Origin of the sequence: Streptomyces sp. NPDC021096, from assembly GCF_040641275.1 — a bacterium.
Taxonomy (GTDB): Bacteria; Actinomycetota; Actinomycetes; order Streptomycetales; family Streptomycetaceae; genus Streptomyces.
Window position 1 is genome coordinate 82,624 of the sequence record NZ_JBFADG010000010.1, and the last position, 12,892, is coordinate 95,515.

The 12,892-nt window shown below is 72.7% G+C and carries 13 protein-coding genes; 9 read left to right on the forward strand and 4 right to left on the reverse strand.

What is annotated here, in order from left to right; genetic code table 11:
• The first annotated feature begins 4 nt into the window (after nucleotides 1-4).
• The 5 genes from AB0G59_RS16265 to AB0G59_RS16285 all read left to right on the forward strand — a co-directional run bounded on the left by AB0G59_RS16265 (nucleotide 5) and on the right by AB0G59_RS16285 (nucleotide 5,211).
• Complete coding sequence (locus AB0G59_RS16265) at nucleotides 5-1,960, forward strand: biotin carboxylase N-terminal domain-containing protein (protein WP_360912007.1); 1,956 nt, start codon at nucleotides 5-7, stop codon at nucleotides 1,958-1,960.
• Nucleotides 1,957-3,129: an acyl-CoA dehydrogenase family protein gene (locus AB0G59_RS16270; RefSeq protein ID WP_360912009.1), complete on the forward strand. Its 1,173-nt coding sequence runs from the start codon at nucleotides 1,957-1,959 to the stop codon at nucleotides 3,127-3,129. The genes AB0G59_RS16265 and AB0G59_RS16270 overlap by 4 nt, the downstream gene beginning before the upstream one ends.
• Before the next feature lie 17 nt (nucleotides 3,130-3,146).
• Nucleotides 3,147-3,890: an enoyl-CoA hydratase family protein gene (locus AB0G59_RS16275; protein WP_360912012.1), complete on the forward strand. Its 744-nt coding sequence runs from the start codon at nucleotides 3,147-3,149 to the stop codon at nucleotides 3,888-3,890.
• Complete coding sequence (locus tag AB0G59_RS16280) at nucleotides 3,878-4,522, forward strand: TetR/AcrR family transcriptional regulator (protein WP_360912015.1); 645 nt, start codon at nucleotides 3,878-3,880, stop codon at nucleotides 4,520-4,522. The genes AB0G59_RS16275 and AB0G59_RS16280 overlap by 13 nt, the downstream gene beginning before the upstream one ends.
• Nucleotides 4,523-4,656: 134 nt before the next feature.
• The gene (locus AB0G59_RS16285) at nucleotides 4,657-5,211 is read left to right on the forward strand and encodes a hypothetical protein (RefSeq protein ID WP_360912017.1); all 555 of its coding nucleotides are present in this window, start codon (nucleotides 4,657-4,659) and stop codon (nucleotides 5,209-5,211) included.
• A gap of 104 nt (nucleotides 5,212-5,315) precedes the next feature.
• Here the strand turns inward: AB0G59_RS16285 and AB0G59_RS16290 are convergent, their stop codons facing one another.
• Nucleotides 5,316-5,684 carry a VOC family protein gene (locus AB0G59_RS16290; protein ID WP_071962573.1) on the reverse strand — a complete coding sequence of 123 codons (369 nt, stop codon included), beginning with the start codon at nucleotides 5,682-5,684 and terminating at the stop codon, nucleotides 5,316-5,318.
• An 86-nt stretch (nucleotides 5,685-5,770) separates the two neighbouring features.
• Here AB0G59_RS16290 and AB0G59_RS16295 point away from each other — a divergent pair, with 86 nt between their 5' ends.
• Entirely contained in the window at nucleotides 5,771-6,166 is a 396-nt protein-coding gene (locus AB0G59_RS16295; RefSeq protein WP_360912019.1) for a VOC family protein, read from the forward strand.
• Between the two features lie 3 nt (nucleotides 6,167-6,169).
• Here the strand turns inward: AB0G59_RS16295 and AB0G59_RS16300 are convergent, their stop codons facing one another.
• Nucleotides 6,170-6,934 carry an alpha/beta hydrolase gene (locus AB0G59_RS16300; RefSeq protein ID WP_360912021.1) on the reverse strand — a complete coding sequence of 255 codons (765 nt, stop codon included), beginning with the start codon at nucleotides 6,932-6,934 and terminating at the stop codon, nucleotides 6,170-6,172.
• 217 nt (nucleotides 6,935-7,151) lie between these two features.
• Between AB0G59_RS16300 and AB0G59_RS16305 the strand changes: the two genes are divergently transcribed.
• Together AB0G59_RS16305 and AB0G59_RS16310 are read left to right on the forward strand one after the other, a co-directional pair.
• A complete protein-coding gene (locus AB0G59_RS16305; RefSeq protein ID WP_360912023.1) occupies nucleotides 7,152-7,673 on the forward strand; it encodes a hypothetical protein in 522 nt (173 codons plus the stop codon).
• Between the two features lie 113 nt (nucleotides 7,674-7,786).
• On the forward strand, nucleotides 7,787-8,371 hold the full coding sequence (locus AB0G59_RS16310; protein WP_360912025.1) for a hypothetical protein: 585 nt from the start codon (nucleotides 7,787-7,789) through the stop codon (nucleotides 8,369-8,371).
• Nucleotides 8,372-8,402: 31 nt separating this feature from the next.
• On the opposite strand, the gene AB0G59_RS16315 is transcribed toward AB0G59_RS16310, so the two are convergent.
• The gene (locus AB0G59_RS16315; protein ID WP_360912027.1) at nucleotides 8,403-9,956 is read right to left on the reverse strand and encodes an alpha/beta hydrolase; all 1,554 of its coding nucleotides are present in this window, start codon (nucleotides 9,954-9,956) and stop codon (nucleotides 8,403-8,405) included.
• A gap of 80 nt (nucleotides 9,957-10,036) precedes the next feature.
• Complete coding sequence (gene abc-f, locus AB0G59_RS16320; RefSeq protein WP_360912029.1) at nucleotides 10,037-11,671, reverse strand: ribosomal protection-like ABC-F family protein; 1,635 nt, start codon at nucleotides 11,669-11,671, stop codon at nucleotides 10,037-10,039.
• Between the two features lie 295 nt (nucleotides 11,672-11,966).
• On the opposite strand from abc-f, the gene AB0G59_RS16325 reads away from it, so the two are divergent.
• A complete protein-coding gene (locus AB0G59_RS16325) occupies nucleotides 11,967-12,881 on the forward strand; it encodes an alpha/beta hydrolase (protein WP_360912031.1) in 915 nt (304 codons plus the stop codon).
• The last annotated feature ends 11 nt before the right edge of the window (nucleotides 12,882-12,892 follow it).

Genomic DNA, 12,892 nt, shown 5'->3' on the forward strand with positions numbered 1-12,892 from the left:
TTCCATGTTCTCTTCGGCCTTCTCTTCGGCGAAGGAGCCCGCGATCTCCTCGGTGCTCGTGGCCAACCGGGGCGAGATCGCCTGCCGCGTCTTCCGCACCTGCCGGGAGCTGGGCATCGCGACGGTCGCGGTGCACTCGGACCCCGACGCGGACGCCCGGCATGTCCGGGAGGCCGACGCGGCGGTACGGCTGCCGGGGGCGGCGGCCGCGGACACCTACCTGCGCGGCGACCTGCTGATCGCGGCGGCCCTCGCGGCCGGCGCGGACGCCGTGCACCCGGGGTACGGATTCCTCTCCGAGAACGCCGACTTCGCGCGGGCGGTGCGGGACGCGCACCTGGTGTGGATCGGGCCGCCGCCCGAGGCGATCGAGGCGATGGCGTCGAAGACCCGCGCCAAGCGCGTCATGACGCGGGCCGGGGTGCCGCTGCTCGCTCCCCTCGACCCGGCCGCCGTCACCGCCGGCGACCTTCCCGTGCTGGTCAAGGCCGCGGCGGGCGGCGGCGGGCGCGGGATGCGGGTGGTGCGCGACCTGCCCGGCCTTAAGGGCGCGCTGGCCTCGGCGCGGGCGGAGGCGACGGCCGCCTTCGGTGACGGCGAGGTCTTCGTCGAGCCGTACGTCCAGGGCGCGCGCCACGTCGAGGTGCAGCTCCTCGCGGACGCCCACGGCACGGTGTGGACGCTGGGGACCCGGGACTGCTCCCTGCAGCGGCGACACCAGAAGGTGATCGAGGAGGCCCCGGCCCCGGACCTGCCCGGGCACCTGGAGCGCACCCTGTGCGACGCCGCCGCGTCCGCGGCCCGCGCGATCGGCTACGTCAACGCGGGCACGGCCGAGTTCCTGGTCTCGGCGGACGGCCGCCCGTACTTCCTGGAGATGAACACCCGCCTGCAGGTCGAACACCCGGTGACCGAGGCCGTGTACGGCGTCGACCTGGTGGCGCTGCAGCTGCGCGTCGCCGAGGGCGCGGCACTGGGCGAGCCCCCGCGGCCGTCGGGGCACGCGGTGGAGGCCCGCCTGTACGCGGAGGACCCCGCCCACGACTGGCGGCCGCAGACGGGCGCGATGCACCGCCTGCGGATCCCCGCCGCCGCGGGCGTACGCGTCGACTCCGGCATGGAGGACGGCGACACCGTGACCGTCCACTACGACCCCCTCCTGGCCAAGGTCGTCGCCCGGGCCCCCACCCGCCGCGAAGCCGTCCGCACACTGGCCCACGCCCTGGAGCGCGCCCGCCTCCACGGCCCGGTCACCAACCGCGACCTGCTCGTCCGCTCCCTGCGCCACCCCGAGTTCGCCCGGGGCGCGCCGGACACCGGCTTCTACGAACGCCACCTGCCCGCCCTGACCGCACCGCCCCCGGCCGTCTGCCTGGCGGCCCTGGCCGCGGCCGTCGCCGACGCACAGGGCCGCAGCCGCTTCGGCGGCTGGCGCAACGTCCCCTCCATGCCGCAGGTCAAGACCTACCGCTGCGCCGCCGGCGCGCTCCACACGATCCGCTACCGCCTCGGCCGCGACGGGCTCACGGCCGACGGCTTCCCCGGCGTCCGGCTGCTGCACGCCGCTCGTGACCGGGTGGTCCTGGAGGTCGACGGCGTCCGACGCACCCTCGACGTGGCCGCGTACGCCACGGGCGACGTCCACGTCGACACCCCGCACGCGGGCTCGTACACCCTCACGCCCCTCCCCCGCCACCCCGACCCCGCCCCGCGCACCGAACCCGGCTCCCTCCTCGCCCCCATGCCCGGCACGGTCGTCCGGCTCGCGGACGGCATCGCCGCGGGCCGGGCCGTACGGGCCGGGCAGCCGCTGCTGTGGCTGGAGGCCATGAAGATGGAGCACCGCGTCGTGGCCCCCGCCTCGGGGACCCTCGCGGCGCTGCACGCCGTGCCCGGCCGCCAGGTCGAGGTGGGGGAACTGCTCGCCGTGGTCACCGAGACCGAGGAGAAGACGCCATGAGCACCACCGGCAGCACGCTGATCGAATCCCCCGAGCAGTCCGCCCTGCGCGCGGCCGTCGCCGCCCTCGCGGGCCGCTACGGCCGCGCGTACTTCGCCGACGCGATACGCGAGGGCAAACACGCCGACGAGCTGTGGGCGGAGGCCGGCAAGCTCGGCTACCTCGGAGTGAACCTCCCCCAGGAGTACGGCGGCGGGGGCGGCGGGATCACCGAACTGGCCGTCGTCCTGGAGGAGCTGGGGACGGCCGGCTGCCCGCTGCTGCTCCTGGTCGTCTCACCCGCCATCTGCGGCACGGTCATCGCCCGCTTCGGCACGGACGCGCAGAAGCGCGCCTGGCTGCCCGGCCTCGCCGCCGGCACGACCCGGATGGCGTTCGGCATCACCGAGCCCGACGCCGGCTCCAACTCCCACCGCCTGACCACGACGGCCCGGCGCGACGGCGACGACTGGATCCTCACCGGCCGCAAGGTCTTCATCTCCGGCGTGGACGTCGCCGACGCGACGCTGATCGTCGGCCGCGCGGAGGACGCCCGGACCGGCAGGCTGAGGCCCTGCCTGTTCATCGTCGACCGCGACGCGCCCGGCTTCACCCGCAACCTCATCCCCATGGACGTCGCGTCGCCGGAGAAGCAGTTCGAGCTCGTCCTCGACGAGGTGCGGCTGCCGGCGGACGCCCTGGTGGGCGACGAGGACGCCGGGCTGCTGCAGCTGTTCGCCGGGCTCAACCCCGAGCGCATCATGACGGCGGCGTTCGCGATCGGGATGGGCCGGCACGCCGTCGCGCGGGCCGTCGACTACGCCCGTACCCGCCAGGTGTGGGACGAGCCGATCGGCGCGCACCAGGCCATCGCCCACCCCCTCGCGCGGTCTCACATCGAGATCGAGCTGGCGCGGCTGATGATGTACAAGGCCGCGCACCTCTACGACGCCGGGGACGACGCGGGCGCCGGCGAGGCGGCCAACATGGCGAAGTACGCGGCCGCCGAGGCCGCGGTCCGCGCCGTCGACCAGGCGGTCCACACCCTCGGCGGCAACGGTCTGAGCACGGAGTACGGGCTGGCCTCGCTGATCACCGCGGCGCGGGTGACGAGGGTGGCGCCGGTGAGCCGGGAGATGATCCTCAACTACGTCTCGCACCAGACGCTGGGCCTGCCCAAGTCCTACTGACACCAGGAGGTTTCGCGATGCTGGTCCGCAGCTCGCACGAGCACGGCGTCACCACGCTGACGCTGGACTCCCCGCACAACCGCAACGCCCTCTCGTCCCGCCTCGTGGCCGAGTTGCACGACGGGCTGCGGCGGGCCGCCGACGACGCGGACACCCGCGCCGTGGTCCTCACCCACTCCGGCACCACGTTCTGCGCGGGCGCGGACCTGAGCGAGCCGACGCCGACGGGCCCGGAGGCGCTGGCCCGGCTGCTGCGGACCATCGTGGAGCTGCCGGGACCGGTGGTGGCACGGGTGGACGGCCATGTACGGGCCGGGGGCCTGGGGCTGTTGGGGGCGTGCGACATCGCGGTGGCGAGCGGGGCGTCGTCGTTCGCGTTCACGGAGGCGCGGCTGGGGCTGGCCCCGGCCGTCATCTCCCTGCCGCTGCTGCCGCGCCTCGACGCCCGGGCGGCGGCGCGCTACTACCTCACGGGCGAGCGCTTCGGCGCGCAGGAGGCGGCGAGGATCGGCCTGATCACGCTCGCGGCCGGCGACGAGGGCCCGGACAAGGCCCTCGAGCCGGTCCTGGAGGGTCTGCGCCGTGGTTCGCCGCAAGGGCTGGCCGCGTCGAAACGGCTGGTCACGGCGGAGGTGCTGCGGGCCTTCGACCGCGATGCGGAGGAACTGGTCGAGCGGTCGGCACGGCTCTTCGCGTCGGAGGAGGCACGGGAAGGCATGGCGGCGTTCCTGGGGAAGAGGGACCCGTCGTGGGTGCGCTGACCGATCCCCGCCCGGACTCCGGCTCCGCCCCTCGCCCCGGTCCCAAGCAGGACCGGAGCCGGGCGACGCGGCGGCGCCTGCTGGAGGCGGCCATCGCCTGCCTGGCGGACCACGGGTGGGCGGGCTCGACGGTGGCCGTGGTCGCCGAGCGGGCGGGGGTGTCCCGGGGCGCGGCCCAGCACCACTTCCCCACCCGCGAGGACCTCTTCACGGCGGCGGTCGAGTACGTGGCGGAGGAGCGCTCGGCCGCGCTGCGGGAGCTGGTGGCCTCGGCGTCGCCCATCCTGGGCCCGGCGCGCCGGTACATCGTCGTGACCGAGCTGGTCGAGCTGTACACCGGTCCACTGTTCCGGGCCGCGCTGCAGCTGTGGGTGGCCGCCTCCCACGACCGTTCGCAGCTGCGCTCGCGCGTGACGGACCTGGAGGCGCGCGTCGGCCGGGAGACCCACCGCATGGCGGTGGAGCTGCTGGGCGCGGACGAGAAGGTGCCCGGCGTGCGGGAGACCGTGCAGGGCCTGCTGGACATGGCGCGCGGCCTGGGGCTGGCGACGCTCCTGACGGACGACCGGGCGCGGCGCCGGCGCGTGGTGGAGCAGTGGGTGCGGATCCTGGACGACGCGCTGGACGGCTGACGAACGGGCGCCACCAGCGCGTTTCGAACACCACCGAACGGTGTGGACACCGCCCCCGCCCTGTGGGCTACTGCTGGCATGCCCACCGCAAGGGCGGTGGGTGCCGGCTCGGGATCCATGAGGGGGAATCTCGAATGGCACTGCGTAAATCCGCCGCGATGGCCTTCGCGGCGACAGCACTGGCGGGCTCACTGGTCGGCGCGTCCGGCACGGCCTCGGCCGCCGGGACCGCCGGCTTCGCGGACCAGGCGAGGAAGGCGGGCCTGAGCGGCTCGCAGGCGAAGGAACTGCAGACCAGAGTCAATGACTACCTCGCCCGGACGGGCGGTAAACAGGTGGCCGCCAACAGGATCGAACTGGACGGCGCCACCCTCACGCTCACCCTGCCCGGCGAGCGCAAGACCCGCGATCTGAGCTCCGCGAACGCGAAGTTCGCCGAGTGCCGCTACGAACGGTTCTGCATGTTCCGGGGCGAGTCCTTCACCGGTGACCAACTCGACCTCTACTACTGCAAGGACCACGCCCTGTCGAACTGGCGCGGCTACGGATCCTGGGCGAACAACCAGACCCCGGGCACCCAGGCCAGGCTCAAGGACCGCAACCGCAATGTCGTCACCACCACGGTGGGGGCTCCCTCGATCAACGCGTCCTACTACTGGGAGCCGATCTGGTACGTCCGGCCCTGCTGACGTACCCCCGCGCAGCTGACCGCCGGGGCCGCGCGGATGACGCGGTCCCGGCTCGTCCGTTCCCGTCCGTACCTGCCATGCCCGGACCCTGCTCAAGGAGCGGTCTACGGCGTGTGACAGACGGCTTCGACGTTGTTGCCGTCGGGGTCGCGGACGAAGGCCCCGTAGTACGACGCGTGGTACTCCGGCCACACCCGCGGTGCGTGCAAGGACTCGGCACCGGCCGCCACCGCGGCGGCGTGGAACGCGTCGACGGCCGCACGGTCGGCCGCGGCGAAGGCGAGGTGCACCTCGCGGGCACCCGGCGCGTCCTCGCCGGCGGGGACCAGCCAGAGCGTGTGCCCGGTGGTGCCGAAGCTGACGAATTCGCCGAACTCCTTGGTCCGCTTGCCTCCGAGCGGCGCGAGGACGGCATCGTAGAAGCCCGCGCTCGCCGCGACGTTCCGTACCTGGATCGCTATGTGATCAAGCATGTCGCCAGCGTTCCACAGTGGTTGCGATGCTGTCCGGATCTTGATGAGAATTGCCCGCCGCATTCCTTCAGACGCCAGGAGAACAAGTGACGTCCCTCGTCCGCAACATCAGCTTCGACTGCGCCCCGCCGCACGAGCCGTACGCACTGGCCCGGTTCTGGAGCGAGGTGCTCGGCCATCCGGTCGACCCCGAGGGCGCGCCGGGTGGCGACGAAGTGGGCCTGGTGACCCCGGAAGGGCAGCCGGACCTGCTGTTCCTACGGGTGCCCGAGGCGAAGACGCTCAAGAACCGGGTGCACCTCGATCTGCAGCCCGACGGGCCGCGGGAGGCGGAGGTGGAGCGGGTGGTGGCGCTCGGCGCGACCGTCGTCGACGACCGGCGCCGGCCGGACGGCACGGGCTGGGTGGTCCTCGCCGACCCGGCCGGCAACGAGTTCTGCGTCGAGCGCAGCGCGGCGGAACGGGCCGCCACACAGGGCTGAGCGTCAGCGGCCCAGGAACCCCTCGACGGCTGCGGCCAGGGCCTCGGGGGACTCCTCCGGCGCATAGTGCCCCGCGTCCGGCAGCACCTCGAGTTCGGCGTTCGGGTACCACTGGAGCCAGGTCGCCCGCATGGCCTCGGCCCCCAGCGCCGGGTCGTGCGCGCCGACGACCAGGAGGACCGGGGTCCGGTTGCCCCGCACCCGCTCGTGGAAGTCGGAGCCCGACCACGAGTCGAGATACGAACGGAAGGCGGCGGGCGCGGAATTGCGCATCGAGCGGCTCACCATGGCGTCCAGCCAGGCGTCGTCGCGGCGCCCGCCGGTGGTGTTGTCGATGATCGCCCTGCGGCTTCCCGGGTCCTTCTCCGCTCCGGCGAACAGCTCCCAGGCCTCCCCTTCGAGCGGGAAGCCGGACGCGGCCACCGGCGCGATACCGACGACCGACCGGACCCTCGACGGCGCCTCCAGCAGCATGAGCTGGGCGGCCTTGGCACCCATGGAGTGGCCGACGACCGAGAAGGTCTCCCACCCCAGACGGTCGGCCACGGCGAGGGCGTCCTCGGCGACCTCCTCCATCGTGAAGGCGCCGTCGACGTCGATCGCCTCTCCGTAGCCCCGGCAGTCCACGAACGCGTAGCTGAACCGGTCCCCGTCCAGATGCTCGCGCATCGGGGCGAAGCTCGTCCGGTCCCCGAACCAGTTGTGCAGCAGGATCGCGCGCCTGGAGCCGCTGCCCTGCACCTCGTACGGAATGACCTGTCCTGTCACGGTGCGCTCCCCGGTCATGAGGTGGCCGCCCGGGCACCGACGCCCGGGGCCGCGGGCGACAAGTCTGGCGACCCCCGGGAGGCCGGGTCAACGCCCCGCACGGGCGGGCGGACCGCGTATCGAACCTGCGATCGGCCGAAAATCGCCCTCATGGCGTAAAGTCCGCTCATTCAGCCGAAGGCCCTGGTCAGGGCCGTGCACGGAAAGGGCGGAGGGCGTGAGCGAGACGGTGTCGAGCGGCAGCTCCTGGAGACTCGGGGCGAAGGAAGGCGGGGCCCTGGCCGCGCGCTGGTGGCAGTGGGCCCTCTCGTCGCCCGACGACTACGACCCCGTGCGGGACCAGAGCGGGGAGTTCGCCGACTGGGACCAGCCGGACGACCTCTGGTTCCTCGCCGGCACCTACGGCGGCAAGGTCGTCCGCCGGTGCCCGATACCCGCGGACCGCCCCGTCTTCTTCCCGGTCTTCAACACCCAGCACCCGGTCCCGTGGTACTCGCGGAAGCCCATGCTGATGGGCGTGGCCGAGGCGAAGGCCTACCTCAACGGCACCGAGCTCCCCCTCGAGCAGTTCACCTCCCCGCCCTTCCGAGCCAACGGCCGCCGCCGGGTCGCCTGGGGCCTGTGGGCCGGCCTCGCGCCCCTGGCCCCGGGCCAGTACGTCCTGGAGATCAAGGCGCGCACCACCGGCGGCTTCTGGGTCGACACCACGTACCACCTCACGGCCGAAGCCACCCGCTGAAGCCGGCGCGAACCGGCGCCCGGGCGTGCGGGCGCCGGTATCGCCTCCCGCGACCGGTACGGCTCCCCTAAACTCCGGCGGCATCGCATCTCTTACCGACCGCAAGGGAAGCCGTGCCGGACACCCCAGACGCGCCGAACGCACCCGCAGCTGCCGCCACACCCGCGCCCATACCCGCACCCGCACCTGATCCCACCGCCGAGCGCCTGCGCCACCTCCGGGCCGAGGTCGAGAAGATCGTCGACGAGGCACACATCGGAGCCAGGCGCGCCCAGCGGCGCAGCAAGTTATGGAACGCGGCCTTCCTCTGTCTGGGATTTCCCGCGGCCGTCCTGGCCGGGATCGCCGGCGCCGCCGGACTGGCCTCGGCCGGGGCCCGCGTGCCGGCGGCCATCCTGGCGCTGCTGGCAGCGGGCTTCTCGGCCGGGTCGGGGTTCCTGCGGGCCGACGCCCGGCAGATGGCCAACCTGCGCAGGCGCTACGCCTGGCAGAACCTGGAGACCCGCGCCCGCCTGGTCCTGGCCCACGAGACGTACGAGGGAGTCGACCGGCTCTACACCGCTCTCGTCGGACTCCTGGAGATGCGCGCCGCCATCCCCTCCAGCGCCCTGGTCCTGGCCGAACTGCAGCCCCCCGCGCTGCACGCCCCGCCCGTCCCCCAGCTCCCGCCCGCCGCGCCGCCCAGCGCGGGATCCTGAGCGGCGGCGGCGTCGGCGGCGTCGGACCGGCTCAGGCCGCGGGCCGGCAGGTGACGTCCCGTGCGGGCAGGGTGCCCCGCAGCAGGTAGTCGTCGACGGCCTTGTTCGCGCACGTGCCGGTGCGGGAGACCACGACGGCGTGGGTACGGGTCGGGACGGTCACCAGGACCGAGCCGCGCATGGCCCGGTGCATGCCGAGCCCCTGCTCGTAGGGGGTGCGGGTGTCCACGGTCGCCTGGAGCTGCAGCGCCGGCACCTTGTTGTTGATCTCCGTGAGCTTCTCGCGGGGGTGCTCCTTCCAGAAGGCGCACGGCATCGGCCCGTTGACGACCGGGCCGAAGACCGGCTGCCCGGCACGGGAGCGCTCCGTGGCCCGCCAGTACCACTCGGGGTCCCGGGGCATGGTGGTGTCGGCGCAGAGCACCGCGAGCTGCGCGGAGGTCATGGCGCTCATCCCGCTCCCCGCCGGGTCGGACAGCGACTTGAGCAGGTCGAGCACGTACTGGTGCGGTGTGCCCGCCTTACCGTCGGCGGCGTCGAGCAGATACCGCACGACCTCGGCGTACTGCTGGTCGTTCGCGGAGTCCACGCCCAGGGTGAAGAAGATGAACGGCAGGTCGTGCCCGTCCAGCCGGTGCGGGCCGACCTTGATCGGCTCGTCCATGGCCCGTCGTACGAGCCCCTCGACGGTGCCGCGGACGGCGGCAGCCGTGGCACCGAGGCGGTAGGTGTCGTGGCGCTTCGCGGCCCATGCGGCGAAGTCGTCGAGGGCCTTCTCGTTGACGGGCCCCATGTCCTGGACCAGGCCCATGCCGCCGTACCCGGCCGGGTCGGGCGCGCTGTCCAGGACCAGGCGGTCGACCCGCTCGGGGAACATCTGCGCGTAGGTGGCTCCGAGGACCGTGCCGTACGACTGGCCGAACCAGGACGTCCGGCGCTCGCCCAGCACGGCGCGGACGATGTCGACGTCGCGGGCGACGTTGCGGGTCGAGTAGTGCGCCAGAGTGCCGGAGTACTTCTCGGTGCACTTGCGGGCGTCCTGCCGCGCCAGCCGTACGTTCTCGTCGAACCCGGCCCGGTCGCTTCCGGACGAGCGTAGCCAGGACGCCCGGGTCAGCCCGCAGTCCAACGGGGTGCTCTCGCCGACCCCGCGGTGGTCCATGCCGATGATGTCGTAGGCCGCCGCCACCTCGGGGCTCAGCCGTTCCCGCAGTTCGGAGGGCATGGACAGACCGGACCCGCCGGGGCCGCCCGGGTTCGTCTGCAGGATGCCGCGCCGCGTCCCGGCCTTGCCGTCCTTGCCGGCCTTGGCCTTGATCCGCGAGATCGCGACCTCTAACGTCCGCCCGTCCGGGTCGCCGTAGTCCAGCGGCACGGTGACCCGGGCGCACTCGGTCCCGCTCGCCGCCAGCTTCGTGTCCCGGCACTCGCCCCAGGCGACCTTCTGCTGTCTGAACCGCTCCAGCCCGTCGCGCTGCTCGGATGCGGCGCTCGCGGAGCTCGCCGAGCTCGCGGCGAGGCCGGTCCCCGTGGCGACGGTGCTGAGGGAGAGGGTGAGGGCGGTGAGTACCGTGCGTTTTCTCATGCCTTGACGCTAGAAGTCCCCATCGCCCCGGCCCATGGGCCATTCCCCCCTGTTGGCAGGGGGGCCAGCCCCCGTACGGCTCACATCTCAGGGGCTCCGGTCTCCGTCAGCCGGCCGTCGGCCAGCCGCAGCCACCGGTTCACTCCGATCTCGTGGAGGAACCGCTCGTCGTGGCTGACCACCACGAAGGCCCCCTGATAGGAGTTCAGGGCGCTCTCCAACTGGCCCGTGCTGACCAGGTCGAGGTTGTTCGTCGGCTCGTCCAGGAGCAGCAGGTGCGGGGCCGGTTCGGCGCACAGGACGCAGGCCAGGGTGGCGCGCAGCCGCTCGCCGCCGGAGAGCACCGCTACGGGCAGATGGGCGCGGCCGCCGCGGAAGAGGAAGCGGGCGAGCAGGTTCATCCGCTCCGCCTCCGGCCGGTCCGGGGCGTAGTCGGCGAAGTTCTCGGCGACCGTACGGTCCGGGTCCAGCAGGTCGAGGCGCTGCGAGAGGTAGGCGATGCGCCCGTCGGCCCGCTTGATCTCGCCGCTGTCGGCGGCCAGGTCGCCGTTGAGCAGACGCAGCAGGGTGCTCTTGCCGGCGCCGTTGGGGCCGGTCAGCGCGATGCGTTCCGGGCCCCGGATCGTCAGATCGACGCCCTGGCCTGCGAAGACGTCCTTCTCGCCGAGTCGGACGTGGAGCTGTTCGCCGGAGAACAGGGTGCGTCCGGCCGGCACGTTGGTGGCGGGCAGGTCCAGCGTGATGCGTTGGTCCTCGCGCAGTGCGCGTCCGGCCTCGTCCAGCCGGGCCTTCGCCTCGTCGACCCGGCCGGCGTGCATCTGGCCGGCCCGGCCGGCGGACTCCTGGGCGCCGCGCTTCATGTTGCCGGCGAAGATGCGCGGCAGTCCGGCGTTCTTCAGGTTGCGGGCGGCGTTGCTCTGTCGGCGCTCGGCGCGTTCGCGGGCCTGCTGCATCTCCCGCTTCTCCCGCTTCAGCTCCTGTTCGGCGTTGCGGACGTTCTTCTCGGCGACCTCCTGCTCGGCCCGGACGGACTCCTCGTACGCGGTGAAGTTGCCGCCGAAGACGCGGAGTTCGCCGCGGTCGAGTTCGACAATGCGTTCCATGCGGTCGAGGAGGGCGCGGTCGTGGCTGACCAGGAGCAGGCAGCCGTTGAAGTCCTCCAGCGCGTCGTAGAGCTTGTGCCGGGCGCCGAGGTCGAGGTTGTTGGTGGGCTCGTCGAGCAGCAGCACGTCGGGCCGCTTCAGCAGTTGGGCGGCAAGACCGAGGGAGACGACCTGGCCGCCGCTGAGGGTGTGCAGAGTGCGGTCCAGCGTGAGGTCGGCCAGGCCGAGGCGGTCCAGCTGGGCGCGGGTGCGGTCCTCGATGTCCCAGTCGTCGCCGATGGTGGTGAAGTGCTTCTCCTCGACGTCCCCGGACTCCACGGCGTCGATGGCCCGGATGATCGCGGCGACGCCCAGCACCTCGGCCACGGTGAGATCGCCGGTCAGGGGCAGGCTCTGCGGGAGGTAGCCGAGGGCGCCGAGCACTGTGACCGCCCCGCTGCGGGGGCTCAGCTCACCGGCGATGAGCTTGAGCAGGGTGCTCTTGCCGGTGCCGTTGGGTGCGACGAGACCGGTGCGGCCGGAGCCGAGGGTGAAGGACAGGCCCTGGAAGACGGGCGTGTCGTCGGGCCAGGCGAAGGACAGGTTCGAGCAGACGACGGAAACGTCGGACATGGAGGTGACCTCGTGAGGAGGGAGGCAGGAAAGAGACCTCTGCCTCGGCGGCAGACAAGGGGAAAAGAGGAACGACAACGAGGCCACGACGGCGGTGCTTCCGCGCACCGGCCGGCGGCCTGTCGGGGCTGGGCAATCACCCGGAGATGTCGTCGTCCATCGCCATGTCTGGCGTCTCCTCAACACATGATCAATATCCGCAGCATTTTAACAACGCGCACAGGGGGGCGGAAGGGGTCGGAAGAGGCTGGTAGGGGTTGACCTTGACCCTACGTCAGGGTTGGAGCCTCGTCGCATGACGAAGAACGACACTTCCACGGCAAGGCGCATTCCTCCGGTCGGAGGGTTCCAGGAGATCGACGGCCGCCGCGTTTTCGTGCACCGGGCGGGCAGCGGCGGACCGGCCGTCGTGTTCCTGCCGGGCGCGAGCGCGGTGGGCCTGGACTATTTCGGTGTCCAGCAGGAGGTTTCGCGGTTCACCACCGCCGTCGTGTACGACCGAGGCGGCACGGGCTACAGCGATCCCCTCCCGCTGCCGCGCACCGCCACCGCGGTCGCCACGGAACTGCGCGAGCTGCTGCGCGCCCAGGGCATCCCCGGCCCGTACGTTCTGGTGCCGCACTCGCTCGGCGGCTTCTACGCGCACCGGTTCGCGCAGCTGTACCCGCAGGACGTGGCGGGGCTGGTCTGGTTGGACGCCTTCCACCGCGACTGGGACGACTTCATGCCGCCCGAGGCGCACCTGGCCGCGGTCGAGCGGATGGCGCCTGGCCGGGAGCAGTTGGAGCAGATGCGCCAGGCCCTGCGCGAGATGTTCGCCGAGTTGCTGGCGGACTACCCCGAGCACGTGCGGCAGGCGTTGACAGACGCCAAGGTGAGCGACGAATGGACCGACGTCGGCATCGCCGAGCGCACCGGATTGGCCGAGCTCGCCACCGAACTGCGGGCCGGGCCTGCCATTCCCGATGTCCCGGTGGTCGCCCTCACCGTGGTGGGCACCGACCCCGGCCAGAAGGCGTTGACGTCGGAGCGGACGTTGCAGGAGATGCACGACGGCAGGACGAGACTGGACGCGGCCCTGGTGGGCGCGGTCTCGCACGGGGAACAACGCATCCTCTCCGACACCGCCCATCACCGTCTCTGCTTCGACCGCCCCGACGCCGTGGTCCGGGCGATCCGCGACGTCATCGACCGTGCGGCCCGCCCCTAGACTCGGCACGA

Bases quoted from the DNA above. Each gene is read 5' to 3' on its own strand.
- AB0G59_RS16265 (WP_360912007.1), top strand. From the start codon at position 5: ATGTTCTCTTCGGCCTTCTCTTCGGCGAAGGAGCCCGCGATCTCCTCG.
- AB0G59_RS16270 (WP_360912009.1), top strand. From the start codon at position 1,957: ATGAGCACCACCGGCAGCACGCTGATCGAATCCCCCGAGCAGTCCGCC.
- AB0G59_RS16275 (WP_360912012.1), top strand. From the start codon at position 3,147: ATGCTGGTCCGCAGCTCGCACGAGCACGGCGTCACCACGCTGACGCTG.
- AB0G59_RS16285 (WP_360912017.1), top strand. From the start codon at position 4,657: ATGGCACTGCGTAAATCCGCCGCGATGGCCTTCGCGGCGACAGCACTG.
- AB0G59_RS16290 (WP_071962573.1), bottom strand. From the start codon at position 5,684: ATGCTTGATCACATAGCGATCCAGGTACGGAACGTCGCGGCGAGCGCG.
- AB0G59_RS16315 (WP_360912027.1), bottom strand. From the start codon at position 9,956: ATGAGAAAACGCACGGTACTCACCGCCCTCACCCTCTCCCTCAGCACC.
- abc-f (WP_360912029.1), bottom strand. From the start codon at position 11,671: ATGTCCGACGTTTCCGTCGTCTGCTCGAACCTGTCCTTCGCCTGGCCC.
- AB0G59_RS16325 (WP_360912031.1), top strand. From the start codon at position 11,967: ATGACGAAGAACGACACTTCCACGGCAAGGCGCATTCCTCCGGTCGGA.